This is a genomic window from Nocardia sp. NPDC004711, assembly GCF_053601595.1.
Genome location: NZ_JBSGCB010000017.1, coordinates 124,032 through 139,563, shown reverse-complemented (window position 1 = coordinate 139,563; position 15,532 = coordinate 124,032). Strand labels below are relative to the sequence as shown.

General features: G+C 69.6%; 14 protein-coding genes and 1 pseudogene. 3 read left to right on the top strand and 12 right to left on the bottom strand.

The annotated features are described in order from the left end of the window. Nucleotides 1-17: 17 nt before the first annotated feature. Nucleotides 18-1,244 carry an arylsulfotransferase family protein gene (locus tag ACWEKS_RS19260; protein WP_452341345.1) on the bottom strand — a complete coding sequence of 409 codons (1,227 nt, stop codon included), beginning with the start codon at nt 1,242-1,244 and terminating at the stop codon, nt 18-20. A gap of 112 nt (nt 1,245-1,356) precedes the next feature. Beyond that, the gene (gene recO / locus ACWEKS_RS19255; RefSeq protein WP_452341344.1) at nt 1,357-2,148 is read right to left on the bottom strand and encodes a DNA repair protein RecO; all 792 of its coding nucleotides are present in this window, start codon (nt 2,146-2,148) and stop codon (nt 1,357-1,359) included. Nucleotides 2,149-2,449: 301 nt separating this feature from the next. Between recO and ACWEKS_RS19250 the strand changes: the two genes are divergently transcribed. Next, nucleotides 2,450-3,865: an amidase gene (locus ACWEKS_RS19250; protein WP_452341343.1), complete on the top strand. Its 1,416-nt coding sequence runs from the start codon at nt 2,450-2,452 to the stop codon at nt 3,863-3,865. 190 nt (nt 3,866-4,055) lie between these two features. Here ACWEKS_RS19250 and era read toward each other — a convergent pair whose 3' ends face one another. From era to hemW, 10 genes and pseudogenes are all read right to left on the bottom strand, one after another. After that, entirely contained in the window at nt 4,056-5,009 is a 954-nt protein-coding gene (era, locus tag ACWEKS_RS19245; RefSeq protein WP_452341342.1) for a GTPase Era, read from the bottom strand. 149 nt (nt 5,010-5,158) lie between these two features. Beyond that, nucleotides 5,159-5,464: pseudogene (locus ACWEKS_RS19240) on the bottom strand (cytidine deaminase); the annotation flags it as partial. Continuing rightward, nucleotides 5,457-6,782 (bottom strand): hemolysin family protein, encoded by a 1,326-nt coding sequence (locus ACWEKS_RS19235; protein WP_452341341.1) that lies wholly within the window; start codon nt 6,780-6,782, stop codon nt 5,457-5,459. The gene ACWEKS_RS19235 and the pseudogene ACWEKS_RS19240, both read right to left, overlap by 8 nt. After that, nucleotides 6,779-7,336 carry an rRNA maturation RNase YbeY gene (gene ybeY, locus ACWEKS_RS19230; RefSeq protein ID WP_357004316.1) on the bottom strand — a complete coding sequence of 186 codons (558 nt, stop codon included), beginning with the start codon at nt 7,334-7,336 and terminating at the stop codon, nt 6,779-6,781. Before ybeY ends, ACWEKS_RS19235 begins: the two co-directional genes overlap by 4 nt. 22 nt (nt 7,337-7,358) lie before the next feature. Continuing rightward, nucleotides 7,359-8,429 carry a PhoH family protein gene (locus ACWEKS_RS19225; RefSeq protein WP_379380332.1) on the bottom strand — a complete coding sequence of 357 codons (1,071 nt, stop codon included), beginning with the start codon at nt 8,427-8,429 and terminating at the stop codon, nt 7,359-7,361. A gap of 209 nt (nt 8,430-8,638) precedes the next feature. Continuing rightward, nucleotides 8,639-9,379, bottom strand: coding sequence for a 16S rRNA (uracil(1498)-N(3))-methyltransferase (locus ACWEKS_RS19220; protein WP_452341340.1), 741 nt, complete (start codon nt 9,377-9,379; stop codon nt 8,639-8,641). 4 nt (nt 9,380-9,383) lie between these two features. Further along, a complete protein-coding gene (gene dnaJ / locus ACWEKS_RS19215; protein WP_452341339.1) occupies nt 9,384-10,538 on the bottom strand; it encodes a molecular chaperone DnaJ in 1,155 nt (384 codons plus the stop codon). 37 nt (nt 10,539-10,575) lie between these two features. Continuing rightward, entirely contained in the window at nt 10,576-11,619 is a 1,044-nt protein-coding gene (gene hrcA, locus ACWEKS_RS19210) for a heat-inducible transcriptional repressor HrcA (RefSeq protein ID WP_379399297.1), read from the bottom strand. 219 nt (nt 11,620-11,838) lie between these two features. Continuing rightward, the gene (locus tag ACWEKS_RS19205; protein WP_452341338.1) at nt 11,839-12,696 is read right to left on the bottom strand and encodes an alpha/beta fold hydrolase; all 858 of its coding nucleotides are present in this window, start codon (nt 12,694-12,696) and stop codon (nt 11,839-11,841) included. A 245-nt stretch (nt 12,697-12,941) separates the two neighbouring features. Further along, on the bottom strand, nt 12,942-14,102 hold the full coding sequence (hemW, locus tag ACWEKS_RS19200) for a radical SAM family heme chaperone HemW (RefSeq protein WP_452341384.1): 1,161 nt from the start codon (nt 14,100-14,102) through the stop codon (nt 12,942-12,944). A gap of 211 nt (nt 14,103-14,313) precedes the next feature. Here hemW and ACWEKS_RS19195 point away from each other — a divergent pair, with 211 nt between their 5' ends. Further along, nucleotides 14,314-15,177 carry an immunity 49 family protein gene (locus tag ACWEKS_RS19195; protein WP_452341337.1) on the top strand — a complete coding sequence of 288 codons (864 nt, stop codon included), beginning with the start codon at nt 14,314-14,316 and terminating at the stop codon, nt 15,175-15,177. A 165-nt stretch (nt 15,178-15,342) separates the two neighbouring features. Continuing rightward, nucleotides 15,343-15,435, top strand: coding sequence for an Ms4527A family Cys-rich leader peptide (locus ACWEKS_RS19190; protein WP_354835468.1), 93 nt, complete (start codon nt 15,343-15,345; stop codon nt 15,433-15,435). Nucleotides 15,436-15,532: the final 97 nt, after the last annotated feature.

Genomic DNA, 15,532 nt, shown 5'->3' with positions numbered 1-15,532 from the left:
GCCGAGCGCCCGGCCGGTCAGCTGGGGAGACTATCGAGGTAGGCGCGGTAGCTGCCGAAGGGCAGGACGGCGTCGTAGACCAGCTCGCCGCTCGGGGTGAACTCCGAGATGCGGGGCGTCATACCCCAGCTGACCAGGGTATTGCCGTTCGGCAGGGCCTGGGCGTTGCCCATGGCGGGGGTGACCAGACCGTCCGGGTGCTCCTGATTGCGCACCAGGGTGGCGCGCCCCGCGGCCGGGTCGAGGTGGATCCACTCCACGCTCGACTTCCCGCGCGATTCCACACCGCTGGAGTTGTTGTCGAACAGCCGCAGCGTCGAGGCGTCGGCGAACTCGGCATCGTGCTGGAAGGCGAACTGCACGTCCGGATCGGCGATCAGGGTCGGATGCTTGCCGCCGAGCTGCCACCGGATATCGCCGGTATTCGGGTCGACATCGTAGACAGCGGACGTATTGCGCAGGGACACAACCAGATTCCCGGACGGATCCTGGCTGATCGAGTTCATGTGATACGGGTCGTAGACGTCGCCGGACAGCTTGCCCGAGGTCTCCGAATCACTCAGTGGCACGTGCTCGGCCGCGCTCCAGCGGAACAGCTGCCGGCCCGAGGCGACATCGATCACCAGGGCGACGGTGTCGAACATCTTCCCGTTCGCCGGGCCGCCGATGGCGGTGAGATCGGCATCGACCTGCGGGTACGAGGTGAGCAGCGCGTGACCGTCGGGGGTCAGCCGGAATTCGTGCACATCCGCGCCCGCCCCACCCGGGTCGACGGTCGCCAGCACGTTGAAGTCCCCGTCCGCGATGATTCCCACACCCGAGCCGTGGCCGGCGACCGTGCTGCCCTGCCACCAGGTGAGCACCTTGCGCCCCTGGTAGATCTGCGTCCGGAAGTTCGAGACATCCTGTCCCGCAGGCGGTTCGTAGCGTTTGATCTCCTTGCCGGACCGGTCGGCAATGACGTTCGCGGGCTTCCCGCCCGGCAACACCTGGGCCACGGTACCCAGCCCCGGCACCAGCGCGGCGGCGCTCACGCCGGTGGTGTAGTAGATGAATCCGTCGCTCTCGCCGGGCTTTTCGACCTTCACCGTGTACGCGAGCCCGCCGAACGGCGAACTCGGCAGCACCGGCTGGGCCGCGGCGGTCGCGGTCGCCGAGGCGGCCAGCACGGCGGCGACGGCCAGCGACACCGGCAGGCGGCGGACGGCCGCGGGCGAGGACTTTCGATGAGGAGAACCCGACACGCCGTGAACTTTAGGCTCCCTAACGTTCGATGGCTCTGTATCGAATCTCACTGATCCGGACCCGCTTTCCCGCGCCCGCTCACCGGGACTCCCAGGGTGATTCGCCCAGGCGTCAGCCGATGGCGGCACGGGGACGCTCGGCCACCGCGTCGCGCTCGACGGCCTCGTGCGGGCGGGTGCGCTCGATGAGCGGCAGCGTGCGCAGCTGCCGTTCCAGGTGCCACTGCAGATGCGCGGCAATGAGACCGCTGGCCTGGCGGCGCATGGCGTCGGAGACGGCGTCGACGCCGGACCAGTCGCCCCGATTGAGAGCGCTCATGTGGTCGAGAACGCCGACCATGGGCGTGGCCGCGCCGGGCGGACGGCAGTGCACGCACACCGCGCCGCCCGCGGCCACATGGAAGGCGCGGTGCGGGCCGGGGGTGGCGCAGCGGGCGCAGTCGTCGAGGGCGGGCGCCCAACCGGCGAAAGCCATGGCGCGCAACAGGTATGCGTCCAGGATCAGTTCGTGGGGGCGGCGGCCCAGCGCGATGGCGCGCAGCGCGCCGGCGGTGAGGGTGTGCAGGCGGGCGGCGGGTGCGCCCTCCTCGCCGGCCAGGCGCTCGGCGGTCTCGAGCACGGCACAGGCGGTGGTGTAGCGGCCGTAGTCGGCGACGATGTCGGCGGCGAAGGTCTCGACCGTGTGCACCTGGGTGACGGTGTCGAGATTGCGGCCCGGATACAGCTGTATATCCACGTAGGCGAACGGTTCCAGCCGCGCCCCGAATTTGGAGCGGGTGCGCCGCACACCCTTGGCGACCGCGCGCACCAGGCCGTGCTGGCGGGTCAGCAGCGTGACGATGCGGTCCGCCTCGCCCAGCTTGTGCTGGCGCAGCACCACCGCCTGATCCCGATACAACCGCACCGCAACAGTCTCGCACGCGCGACCGACCGGACCACGACGAGTCACCGGGTGTGTGCCGATTAGAAGTTCGTTGGCCGGCGATTGGCCGCGCGGCGCACGCTGAGCGCGACCCTCGGACCGAGGATTCGGATGCGCTGCACCGGTACGCCGCCGGTGTGGATCGCCGTGGGACACATCGGCCGCGCCCTCGCCGCCGATGAGGCGTGATCGGCCACTGCCCGGTCGATCACGCCGCCACACGTTGGACGTGTGACCAGAATCGCGCTAGGTTACTCCCGAGTACGGGAGAGACGGGATTCACATGACACTGGCGTCGGTTGGCGAGCTCGGGCTGGCGGAACTCGCGGCGGCACTGGCGGCAGGCACACTCACCTCGGTCGAGGCGACCAGCGCGGCGCTCGACCGGATCGAGGCCGGCCAGGGGGCGCTCAATGCCTTCCGGATCGTGCGACGGGCCGAAGCGCTCGCCGAGGCCGCCGACGCCGACCGCAAACTCGCCGCCGGGCACCGCGAGCCCCTGCTCGGAGTGCCACTGGCCATCAAGGACGACACCGACTTGACCGGCACCCCAACGGCTTTCGGCTGCGGCGGCGAATTCCCCGCCAAGACCGAGGACGCGGAGTCGGTGCGGCGGCTGCGTGCGGCCGGGGCGGTCATCGTCGGCAAGACCAATACCTGCGAGCTCGGGCAGCTGCCGTTCACCAGCGGAGACGCCTTCGGGCACACCACGAATCCCTGGAGCGCCGGGCACACGCCGGGCGGGTCGTCCGGCGGATCCGGCGCGGCGGTGGCGGCCGGATTGGTGCCCGCCGCACTGGGATCCGACGGCGCGGGCTCGGTGCGCATCCCGGCCGCCTGGAACAACCTGGTCGGCATCAAGCCGCAGCGCGGCCGCATCTCCACCTGGCCGCTGCCGGAAGCCTTCTACGGGCTCACCGTGAACGGCCCGCTGGCCCGCACCGTCGCCGATGCGGCGCTCCTGCTGGACGCCGCCGCCGGACCTCATCCGGGCGACCGGCACACCCCGCCCGCCCTGCGCGTCTCCGACGCCGTCGGCCGCGATCCCGGCCGCCTGCGCATCGCGCTCTCCCTGCGAATCCCGTTCACCGCCACCAGGACCACGCTCGACCGCGAGGTGGAGGCCCGGGTGCACGCCACCGCCGCCACGCTGCGCCGCCTCGGTCACGAGGTCACCATCGCCGACGTCCACTACGGCGTGCTGATGGGTGCGACCTTCCTCCCGCGCTCCATGGTCGGCATCCGTGAGGCGCTGGACCGCCTCCCCGGCGCGCAGGTGGATCCGCGCACCACCCACAATGCCGCCGTCGGCCGCATCCTCTCGCCGCTGCTGTCCGCCGCCCGCCGCGCAGAACCCCTGCTGCGCATGCGAACCGGCCGCATCTTCGACGACTTCGACCTGGTGCTGGCCCCGACCACGGCCACCCCGCCCCCGGGCGTCCACGAGATCGACGACATCGGCAGCTGGGCCACCGACGAACTCATCACCGCGGCCTGCCCCTACACCTGGCCCTGGAACGTCCTCGGCTGGCCCGCGGTCAACATCCCCTCCGGCTTCACCGCCGCCGGCCTCCCCGTCGGCTCCCAGCTCATGGGCCCCGCCAACTCCGAACCGCTCCTGGTTTCCGTTGCGGCCCAATTGGAATCGGAGCTGGAATGGCACAAGCACCGCCCGACACCCTGGTGGCCCCAGCCCTGACCCGCGGCCAGGAGGCGACCCGTCCGATGCGCTGACAGCCTGGACTACGCGCGGACGCGTCCGTCCCACAGGGACCTACGCCCAGCCGACACCTGGCCCCGAGCCGCGGCGATGGCGAAATCGCCGACAGCACAGGGTGATCCGCTGAATCTGCCCGCGGCCGCTCAGGTGGCCGCGGGCAGGCAGCAGGTCAGAAGCCGAGCTTGCCGAGCTGCTTCGGGTCGCGCTGCCAGTCCTTGGCGACCTTCACGTGGAGGTGGAGGTAGATGCGGGTGCCGAGGATGTGCTCGATCTGCTTGCGGGCGTTGGTGCCGACCTCCTTGAGGCGGGCGCCGCCCTTGCCGATGACGATGGCCTTCTGGCTGGGGCGTTCCACGTAGAGCAGGGCGTGGACGTCGAGCATGCCCTCGGCGGAGCGGCGGCCGTCGGTCTCCTGGTCCTCGTTCTCCTCGCGCTCGAGGACCTCCTCGATCACCACCGCCAGCGAGTGCGGGAGCTCGTCGCGGACGCCCTCGAGGGCCGCCTCGCGAATGAGCTCGGCCATCAGGACTTCCTCGGGCTCATCGGTGAGCTCGCCGTCGGGGTAGAAGGCGGGGCCCTCGGGCATCTGGGAGGCGATGACGTCGACGAGCACCTCGACCTGCTCGCCCTTGACCGCGGAGACCGGGACCACCTCGGCCTCGGGGCCGAGTAGCTGGGACACGGCCATGAGCTGGTGGGCGACCTGGTCGCGACTCACCTTGTCGATCTTGGTGACCACACCGAGCAGGGTCGTCTTGGGCGCCATGGTCTTGATCTGATCGACGATCCAGCGGTCACCCGGGCCGATCTTCTCGTCCGCCGGAATGCAGACGGCGATGACGTCGACTTCCGAATACGTATCGCGCACCAGGTCGTTGAGGCGCTGGCCGAGCAGCGTGCGCGGCCGGTGCAGACCGGGGGTGTCCACCAGGATCAGCTGCGCGTGATCGCGGTGCACGATGCCGCGAATGGTGTGCCGCGTGGTCTGCGGCCGCGAGGAGGTGATGGCGATCTTCTGCCCCACCATGGCATTGGTGAGCGTGGACTTGCCGGTGTTCGGCCGGCCCACGAAACATACGAAGCCGGACCGGAATTCACCGCTGTCCTGACCCTGGCCGCTCACTCGAAAACCTCCGATTCGGTCTCCACATCGAAGCCCGCCGGGACCTCGCGCTCGCCGGCCGCGTCGCCCGCCGTGGGCTGCTGTGCCGCAATGGGATTCTCGACGCCGTAGTCCGCGGGCGCACCGGCCTCCAGCACGTCGAACACCGCGCCCTTGGCATCGGTGAAAATGATGCGCGCCGACGGCGAAACCTCACGCACGGCCGACACCCCGGGATCCGACAGCTTGCCCGCGACCACCACGGCCGCCTCGAAACCGCCTGCGCCACTGGAGATCGCGGCCGCCACCGCCGACTGCAACGCGGTCAGCTTCAGCGCGGTCAGCTCCACGGTTCCGGCCGCGTAGGTGCGGCCGTCCGAATCACGCACGGCCGCACCGCCATTGCCGCCGGTGCGGCCCATGGCGCCACGGGCGAGGACCAACAGCTTGTTGTCCTCCGCATCCAACTCAATCATCGGCCTCTCCATCCTCGTGTGTGTCGTCGGCCGGTTCGTTTTCCGCCGGTTCGGTTCTCGTCTGCTCCGGGCTCTTGCGCACCACCACGGTGTGGATCCGCATGCGGCCGCGGGCGTCGGCCGCGCCCTCCCCCTTCAGTTGCAGGCCGTGGATGACGGCCTTGGAGCCGGGCAGCGGGACGCGGCCCAGGGCGTGGGCGAGCAGACCGCCGACGGTGTCGACGTCCTCGTCCTCGATCACCGTGTCGAACAGCTCGCCCAGGTCGTCCACCGGCAGTCGCGCCGAGACCCGGAACTTGCCCGGGCCGATCTTCTCGATCGGCGCGATCTCGTCCTTGTCGTACTCGTCGGCGATCTCGCCCACGATCTCCTCGAGGATGTCCTCGATGGTGACCAGCCCGGCGATGCCGCCGTACTCGTCCACCAGCACCGCCATATGGTTTCTGCGCCGCTGCATTTCGTCCAGCAGCGCGTCCAGCGGCTTGGAGTCCGGCATGAACACGGCGGACCGCATGACCTGCCGCACCTTCACCTTCCGGCTCCGATCCGCGTACGGCACCAGGTCTTTCAGATAGACGACGCCCAGAATGTCGTCGACGTTCTCGCCCACCACCGGAATTCGCGAGTGCCCCGACCGCACCGCCAGCGACATGGCCTGCGCCGCAGTCTTCTCCGCCTCGATCCACACCATCTCGGTGCGCGGCACCATCACCTCGCGGGCCGGGGTGGTGTCGAGCTCGAAGACCGACTGGATCATGCGGCGCTCGTCGGCATCCACCACGCCGCGCTCCCCCGCCAGATCCACCACCTCGCGCAGCTCGATCTCGGAGGCGAAGGGACCGTTGCGGAAACCCTTACCGGGGGTGATCGCATTACCGATCAGAATCAGCAGCCGGCTGATCGGGCCCAGCAGCGAGCCGATGGCCTGCAACGGCAGCGACGCGCCCAGCGCCAGCGAATACGCGTGCTGGCGGCCCAGCGTGCGCGGCCCGACACCGATCACCAGATAGTCGACCAGCACCATGATCGCCGCGGTGATCAGCAGCGCCGGGCCCTCGTCCAGCCAGTCCATGAGCACCGCCGCCAGCAGCACCGTCGCGGTGATCTCGCACGTGAGACGCAGCAGCACCATGAGATTCACATAGCGCGGCCGATCCGCGATGATGCGCGCCAGCCGCGCCGCCCCGGTCCGGTCGGCACGCACCAGATCCTCCACGCGCGCAGGCGAAATCGTGTTCAGCGCCGAATCCAGCGCCGCGAACACGCCACCGGCGGGGACCAGGACGATCGCCAGCAGGAGCAGAACGAATGAATTCACGCCGGGCCCAGCGGATCACCGGTGGTATCGGTGAATCCGGTCTTGCCCAGCAGCCGCTGGTCGCGCTCGGCGAGCTCCGCGCGGCGCATTTCCTGGCGCACGTTCTCGTACCAGCCCTCCAGCAGGGAGGCCTGCAGCGCGAACATCTCCTTCTCCTCCTCCGGCTCGGCATGGTCGTAGCCGAGGAGGTGCAGGACGCCGTGCACGGTCAGCAGCGCCAGCTCGTGATCCATGGAGTGCCCGGCCTTCTCGGCCTGCTGGGCCGCGAACTCGGGGCAGAGCACGATGTCGCCGAGCATGGAGGGGCCGGGCTCGGCGGCATCGGGCCGCCCGCCCGGCTCCAGCTCGTCCATGGGGAAGGACATGACATCGGTGGGACCCGGTAGGTCCATCCAGCGCATGTGCAGATCCGCCATGGTGTCGAGATCGACCAGCACCATCGACAGCTCGGCCGCCGGATGCACATCCATCTGACCGATGACGAACCGCGCGACGCTGACCAGTTCTTCTTCGGATACCTCGATACCCGATTCGTTGGCGATCTCGATACTCACCCGATCAGCCTAGAGGGAGAGGTCAGTGTCGCTCTCCTCGGCTCGCGGCACGTCGCTGTGCCCGATTGCCGGGATAGTGGACCGCGGCCGGGGGCCGCGACTCCGCCTCGAACCGGTCGTAGGCGTCGACGATCTCCCCGACCAGCCGGTGACGGACCACATCGGCGCTGGTGAGCTCGGCGATATGGATGTCGTCGATGCCGTGCAGGATCTCCGTCGCCGCGCGCAGACCCGAGCGCGCGCCGTGCGGCAGATCGACCTGGGTGATGTCACCGGTCACCACGATCTTGGACCCGAAGCCCAGGCGGGTGAGGAACATCTTCATCTGCTCGGCCGTCGTGTTCTGCGCCTCGTCCAGAATGATGAACGAGTCGTTGAGCGTGCGACCGCGCATGTAGGCCAGCGGGGCGACCTCGATGACACCGGCCTGCATGAGCTTCGGGATCGCCTCCGGATCCATCATGTCGTGCAGGGCGTCGTAGAGCGGGCGTAGGTACGGGTCGATCTTCTCGTTCAGCGTGCCCGGCAGGAAGCCCAGCCGCTCGCCCGCCTCGACCGCGGGCCGGGTCAGGATGATGCGGTTGACCTGCTTGGTCTGCAACGCCTGCACGGCCTTGGCCATGGCCAGATACGTCTTGCCGGTACCGGCCGGGCCCACCCCGAACACGATGGTGTGCGCGTCGATGGCATCGACATAGCGCTTCTGATTGAGCGTCTTGGGCCGGATGGTCCTGCCGCGCCGGGACAGGATGTCCAGGCTCAGCACCTCTGCCGGAGAATCCGAGGAGCCCTCGGTGAGCATGGAGTAGGTGTGCCGCACGGCCTCGGGCGAGACCACCCGATTGCGCGCGGTGAGCGCGACCAGCTGCGCCACCACTCGTTCCGCCAGCGCGACATCGGCCGGTTTGCCGGTCAGCGTGACGGAATTGCCGCGAACGTGGATGTCGGCATCGAGGAGGCGCTCGAGCTCACGCAGGTTCTCGTCAGCCGAACCCAGGAAACCGAACACCGATTCCGGTGCCAATTCGATGCTGGAACGAACGGTCCGCCCCGCCGGTCCGGAACCGTTGACGCCGGCGCCGATGCCGGCAATGGGTGTGCTCTGATCGCCGATTTCGCCTGGTGTTCTCAAAAGTGGCTATGGCCTGCTTTCCGGTCTCGATGCCGTTTTCGTTGACAGAAGTTTACCGCCGCCCACCGACACCGCCCAGTGAATAGACGGCTACCAGCAGGGGCAACACACCGGTGTCATCCAACTGCCGCACCCCCGAATCCATTCCGTGGCGAACCGGCGCGGGCGGCCTACCAGCGCGGGGTGAGCGCGCCCAGCGCGCCGAGGGCGACGGCGGCCGCGGTGGAGGTGCGCAGCACGGTCGGACCGAGCAGGACCACGTCGGCGCCGGCATCGGCGAGGGCCTTCAGTTCCGAGTCGTCGAGGCCGCCTTCGGGGCCGACGATCAGGACCACTTCGGGGACACCGGCGAAAGAAAGGTCGGTCAGGCGGGATTCGCCGGACTCGTGGAGGGCGGCGACGATCGCGCCGTTCGCCTTCGCGGTGCGGACCAGGTCCAGGAGGTCGCGGGTGGTGTGGAGGTCGGCGACGTCCGGGATGTAGGCGCGGCGGGATTGGCGGGCGGCCTGTCTGGCGGCGGCACGCCACTTCTCGACGCCCTTGCGGGCCTTGGCTTCCCAGTTGGAGACGCAGCGCAGGGCCTGCCAGGGGACGATGGCGTCGGCGCCCGCCTCCGTCATGAGTTCGACCGCCAGTTCCGAACGGTCGGACTTGGGCAGGGCCTGGACCACCGTCACCTGCGGGGTCCAGGGCGCGGCCACCCGTTTGGCCAGCACCTTCAGTTCGAGGCGATCCTTCTGGGCCGCAACCACTTCCGAGTCGGCGAGAATCCCGTGCCCGTCGGAGAGGGTGATGGGTTCCCCGACCCGGATGCGGCGCACCGTGGCGGCGTGGCGCCCCTCGGGGCCGTCCAGCACCGCGGTCGCACCCGGTTCGGGAATGTCGTCGAGGTAGAAGACGGTGGCGGCCAACGGATCAGCGTCCGCTGAAGGAGGCGCGCAGGCGCGCGAACAGGCCCGAGTTGTGCTCGGACTGCGCCGAGAGGACCTCGGTGTGCTCGTTCGCCCGCATGCCCTTGTACTTGCGCAGCAGGTCGGCCTGCTTGGAGTCGAGCTTGCTCGGCACCACGATGTCGAGGTGCGCGATCAGGTCGCCGCGCGAGTTGGCGCGCAGCTTGGGCATGCCGTGGCCGCGCAGCACCGACGCCTCGCCGGGCTGGGTGCCCGCCGGGATGGTCAGCTCCACCGGGCCGTCGAGGATGGTGTCGATGACGACGGTCGTGCCGAGCGCGGCGTCCACCATGGGGACGCGGATGGTGCAGTGCAGGTCGTCGGCGTCGCGCACGAAGGTGTCGTGCGGCTGCTCGACGATCTCCACATACAGGTCGCCGGCCGGGCCGCCGCCGGGGCCGACCTCGCCCTGCGCAGCCAGCCGCACCCGCATGCCGTTGGCGACACCGGCCGGGATGGGCGCGGCGATCTCGCGGCGCGAGCGCACGCGGCCGTCGCCGCCGCACTTGCGGCAGGGGTCGGGGATGGTCTCGCCCGCGCCCCGGCAGGTGGGGCAGGGGCGGGAGGTCATGACCTGGCCGAGGAAGGACCGCTGCACGGTCTGCACCTCGCCGGCGCCGCCACAGGTCTCACAGCGCACCGGCTTCGAATTGCCGTTGGTGCCGGAGCCCTGGCACAGGTCGCAGAGGATGGCGGTGTCGACGGTCAGGTGCTTGGTGACACCAACCGCGCACTCCTGCAACGACAGTCGCGTGCGCAGCAGCGAATCGGCGCCCGGCTGCACGCGGCCGCGCGGCTTGCGGGTGCCGCCGGAGGCGTTCATGCCGCCGAAGAATGCCTCGAATACGTCGCCGAGGCCACCGAATCCGGCGCCGGAGAAGCCGCCGCCCATGCCGCCGGCGGATTCCAGCGGGTCACCACCGAGGTCGACGATGCGCCGCTTCTCCGCGTCGGACAGCACCTCATAGGCCGTGGAGACCTCGCGGAACTTCTCCTGGGCCTCCGGGTCCGGATTGACGTCGGGATGCAGTTCACGCGCCAGCTTCCGGTAGGCGCGCTTGATCTCCTGGTCGGTCGCACCGCGTGCGACTCCGAGCAGTGCGTAATAGTCCCGTGCCACGTGCGCTCTCTAGTCCTGTTTCGTCTTCTGGGCCTGCTCACCGTTCGGCGAGCACCTCACCGATGTATCGGGCGACAGCCGCCACCGAGGCAATCGTCCCCGGGTAGTCCATGCGGGTCGGTCCGAGCACCCCCATACCTCCGAGCACCGTACCGGTCAGCCCGTAACCGGTGGACACCACGGCCGTCCCGCGCATCTGCTCGACCTTGGTCTCCTCGCCGATCTGCACCGTCACGGTACCCGGGACCTGTGCCGCGGCCAGCAGCTTCAGCACGATCACCTGTTCCTCGAGGGCCTCCAGGACCGAACGCAGCGAACCCGGGAAACCGTTCCCGGCGAAGTCGGAGGCATTGCGGGTGAGGTTGGCGGTGCCGCCCAGCACCAGGCGCTCCTCCGGATGCTCGACCAGCGTCTCGACCAGCACGGTCGAGACGCGGATGAGCACATCGCGGAGTTTGGGCGACGGGGAGTGTTCGGGGAGTTCGGCGACCGACACGGACGCGGCGGCCAGGCGCTTGCCGTCCATGGCCTTGCCGAGCATGCCGCGCAGGGCGGCCAGATCGTCCTCGCTGACGACGGTGCCCAGATCGACCAGGCGCTGATCGACGCGGCCGGTGTCGGTGATCACGACCAGTAGCAAGCGGGCCGGGTTGAGCGCGACGACCTCGATATGGCGCACGGTGGACGCGGACACGGTCGGGTACTGGACCATGGCGACCTGCCGGGTCAGCTGGGCCAGCAGGCGGACGCCGCGGCGCAGCACGTCGTCGAGATCGACGCCGCTCTCCAGGAATTCCATGATCGCGCGGCGTTCCGCGCCGGACAGCGGCTTGACCTCGGAGATGTGGTCGACGAACTGCCGGTAGCCCTTGTCGGTGGGGATGCGGCCGGAGGAGGTGTGCGGCTGGGCGATGTAGCCCTCGGCCTCGAGCACCGCCATGTCATTGCGGACGGTGGCGCTGGAGACACCCAGATTGTGCCGCTCGACCAGGGTCTTGGACCCGATGGGCTCCTTCGTCGCGATGTAGTCCGCGACGATGGCCCGCAGGACCTCGAGCCGTCGTTGCTCGGTGCTCGACATGATGGCCCCACCTCCTTGCTCGCCCTCGGGTACGCCTCGTGCACGCCCGAGCCCTCCGCGGCAGGAAGCAGCCGATCATTCGGCACCGGCCACGCGGATTTCCCGGATTATCTCCTCCAGTTTAGTGTCCCCGACGCAAGTCGCTGTGCCACCGCCCGCCACCTGGGCGGAGTCGGCGCACGCGCGGTGCCGGGTGTCCGCCCGTGCCGTGTCCCGGTGTCACTGACCGGCGGCGGCCTCCACGACTGCGGCCACGTCGGCCGGGTGGGAAACGAGGCTGGCGTGGGAGGCGTCGATCGAGGAGGTGTGGGCGTTCATGCGCTTGGCCATATCCCATTGGGACGCAGGGGGAATCACGCGGTCCGCGGTGCTGACCAGATACCAGCTCGGCGTGGCGGCCCAGGCGGGCGAGCCCGAGGGTTCGAGGTTGGCCGACAGGGCCAGGGAGTGCTGGCGGGCGGCCATGGCGGCGGCGGTGGCCGGATCGACGTCCTGGGCGAAGACGTCGGGGAAACTGGCGGGGTCGATGTAGGCGTCCACATTCCTGTCCGCGATCCCCTGCTGGTCGGTCACCACCTTCAGCCGCAGGGCGAGGGTGAGTTGCGAGCCGGGGTACTGGATCGGATTCAGTTCCAGCAGTGCGGCTTCCCCCTGGGTCGGCGCGAAAGCCGAGATGTAGACCAGGGATTCGATCTTCGAGTCGTGCACGTTGCTGATCACGGTGCCGCCGTAGGAGTGGCCGACCAGCACGATCGGACCCGCGATGCCGTCGATGGTGTGCTGGATCGCCGCCGCGTCGTAGGCGGGACCGCGCAATGGATTCTCCGGCGTCACAACGGAATAGCCGTCGGCGCGCAGCTGGGCAGCGACCCCGTCCCAGCTGGAGGAGTCGGCGAAGGCGCCGTGCACCAGCACGATCGTGGGCAGGGCCGCGGCCGTGACCGGTGCGGCGGCGAGCGGGGTCACGGCCAGCGCCAGGGCCACCCCCGCCGCGCACACGGTTCGGGAGGCCGCGCGACCGGCACGGATACGGAGGCGATTCAGAAGCTCGACGTGTCGCACAGGTGGCTTCACCATGAGATGTCCTCGGGCCGAAGGTTGTTCGGGGCGCTGCCGTAGGTTGCTCCGGGGCGCTACGGGCCGCGGCCGAGGCTCCGACCGCGATACAGACCGGCTGTACGAAATCTCCGTCCGTCAATCTAGTCCGGACCGACCGGTTCTACCCGTTGTTCGCCGATCTCCGCAGGTCACAGCCCGAGTCCGACCGCGATCCGGAACGCAAACGATCAGTCCGGCCGGCCCCATCGGGCGACGGCGCCGAATCAGCCCAGGAGGGTGCGGACAACACCGTCCGCGAGCAGCCGGCCGCGGTCGGTGAGAATCAGATGGTCGCTCACCCGCTCGGCCAGGCCATCGGCGATCACGCCGTCAGCGGCGGCGCGGCCGTCGACATCGAGATCGGCCAGAGGGAGGCCCGTCCGGAGCCGGACGGTGAGCATCACGCGCTCGGTGTAGCGCTCCTCGGGCGTGAGGGACTCCCAGCCCGCGGCGGGGAGGGCGCCGGTGGTCACCCGATCCGCGTAGCGCGCCGGGTGTTTGACGTTCCACCAGCGGACGCCGCCGATGTGACTGTGCGCGCCCGGCCCCGCGCCGAGCCAGTCGCCGCCGTCCCAGTAGCCGAGGTTGTGGCGGCAGCGGGCCGCGTCGGAGGCGGCCCAGTTGGAAACCTCGTACCACTGCAGGCCGGCCGCGCCCAAGCGGGTGTCGATGCGCTCGTAGCGGGCGGCGAGCACGTCGTCGTCGGGGGCGGGAAGTTCGCCACGCCGGACCCTGCGGGCCAGGGCGGTGCCGTCCTCGACGATGAGGGAGTAGGCCGACACGTGGTCGACCCCCGCGGACAGCACGGCATCGAGGCTGACGTCGAGGTCGGCGTCGGTTTCCCCGGGCGTGCCGTAGATGAGGTCCAGATTGACGTGCTCGATGCCCGCGGCACGAGCTTCCTTGGCGGCGGCCACGGCCCGGCCGGGCGTGTGGGTCCGGTCCAGGATCCTCAGCACGTGCTGGGCGGCGGACTGCATGCCCAGCGAGACACGGTTGTACCCGGCCGCGCGGATGCGATCGAAGAATTCGGGCGAGGTGGATTCCGGATTGGACTCGGTCGTCACCTCGGCCCCGGGCGCGAGCGTGAAGTTCTCGCGAATGGCGTCGAGCACCCCCGCGAGCCCGTCCCCACCGAGCAGCGACGGTGTGCCACCGCCCACGAACACGGTCTCCACCGCCGGCGTGGCGGACGGCAGCCCGTCGAATTCCCGTGCCGCCGTGGCAAGTTCACCCTTCAGCGCCTCGAACCACGACTGCGGTGACGACGAGCTCCCCAGCTCCCCCGCCGTATAGGTGTTGAAGTCGCAGTACCCGCACCGCGTCGCGCAGAACGGCACGTGGATGTAGATCCCGAACGGCCCGCCCCCGAAATCGCGCAGCACCGGCACGTCGGCGACGGCCGCCGCGGCAGTGCCGGAGGTCTGTTGGGGAGCAGTCGAGGTCACCCATCCAGTGTGACCGGTTGCCCCGGTCACAGCGCACCCGCCCGCGCGGGGACGCTGCTCGGACTGCGGGGCACGTCGAATCCGGATACATTCCAAGGGATTTCGGCGAGCCGCGCGATCGGCTCCAGGTGCGGACGGGGACGGGCCGATGATCGAGGTACCGCGGCACGGGGTCGATGCCAGGTCGATCAGGGAGGTCGACGAGGGCTCCGTGGCCCCGGTGGTCTATCGGTCGCGGATGCCGGTGCGGCCGGAGGGCCCGAACTTCTCGCGTTCGATGGACGGTGTGCTGCTGGCCACCATGCTGATGTCGGATCCGCCGGCGTTCCGGGCGCGGACCTGGTATTTCGCGCATTCGACCGAGCAGACGGTGACGCGGCGGTTCCGGGCGAGCGGCATCGAATCCGGCTTCGACAAGTACGACCGGGTGGCGGGCTGGCGGGCGGCGTTCTGGTGGACGCTCATCGCCCGCGACGCCGAGGCCATGGGTGAGCTGGTCGAGTATCCGATCGAGCGGCTGCGCGAGTTCGGCGACGGCGCCTTCGACGACTTCCAGTACGAGTGGGTGCGGCTGCTGCAGACGGCCTGGCGGTTCGGCCCGAAGAGCGTGTACGAGGCGGCCTGGGCGCTGGACACCACCAGCCGGGTGGGTGCGCAGCGGGTGACGGACCTGCTGTTCCGGCCGGCCGTGGAGGTGTTCCTGCGCCTGGCGGACGGTGATTCCGAGGGCTTCGACTGGGAGATGACGAACGCGCTGCGGCTGCATCGCGCCTTCTTCGACAACGACACCTGGCGCAACGATCCCGAGGGCGTCCTGGCGCTGCCGCTGCTGGCTCTGGCCTGCTGGGCGCGGGATCTGGGCTATCGGACGGCCATTCGTTCGCCGTACCTACCGGCCGGATTCATCGATCGCCCGGACTGGGCGATCTCCCCCGAACTGGCCGATGAGCTGGGCCGGCTGGCGGCGGCCAAGGCCCGCCTCGCGGCATCCGATGCCGATCGGATGGCGTAGCCTCACCGGCACAACTGTTCAGGTCAACCGCCCAAAGGTATGCCGGGCGTTGATCTATGATGCCCGTCACAAATCGGACAATATATCCAGGGGATTTCCCGGGAAACTGCGGAAAATTCGATCCGGCAGTCCGAACGACCCTGCTGACGTGGCACAATAAGCCCCATGACTGGACTTGGAGTGCGACTCGTGGCGCGTCGCCATGTCGACTTCAAGCGTGTCTGCAGCGCGAGCTGTCTGCCGGGAAGCCTCCGGTAGATCGGCTCCCATTCTCCCGGAATCCGGCGTCCACCTGACGCCGTAAGAGCCGGTTCTCTGATATCGGAGGCGTGAGCCAGCCCCTCCCGCCTGCCCG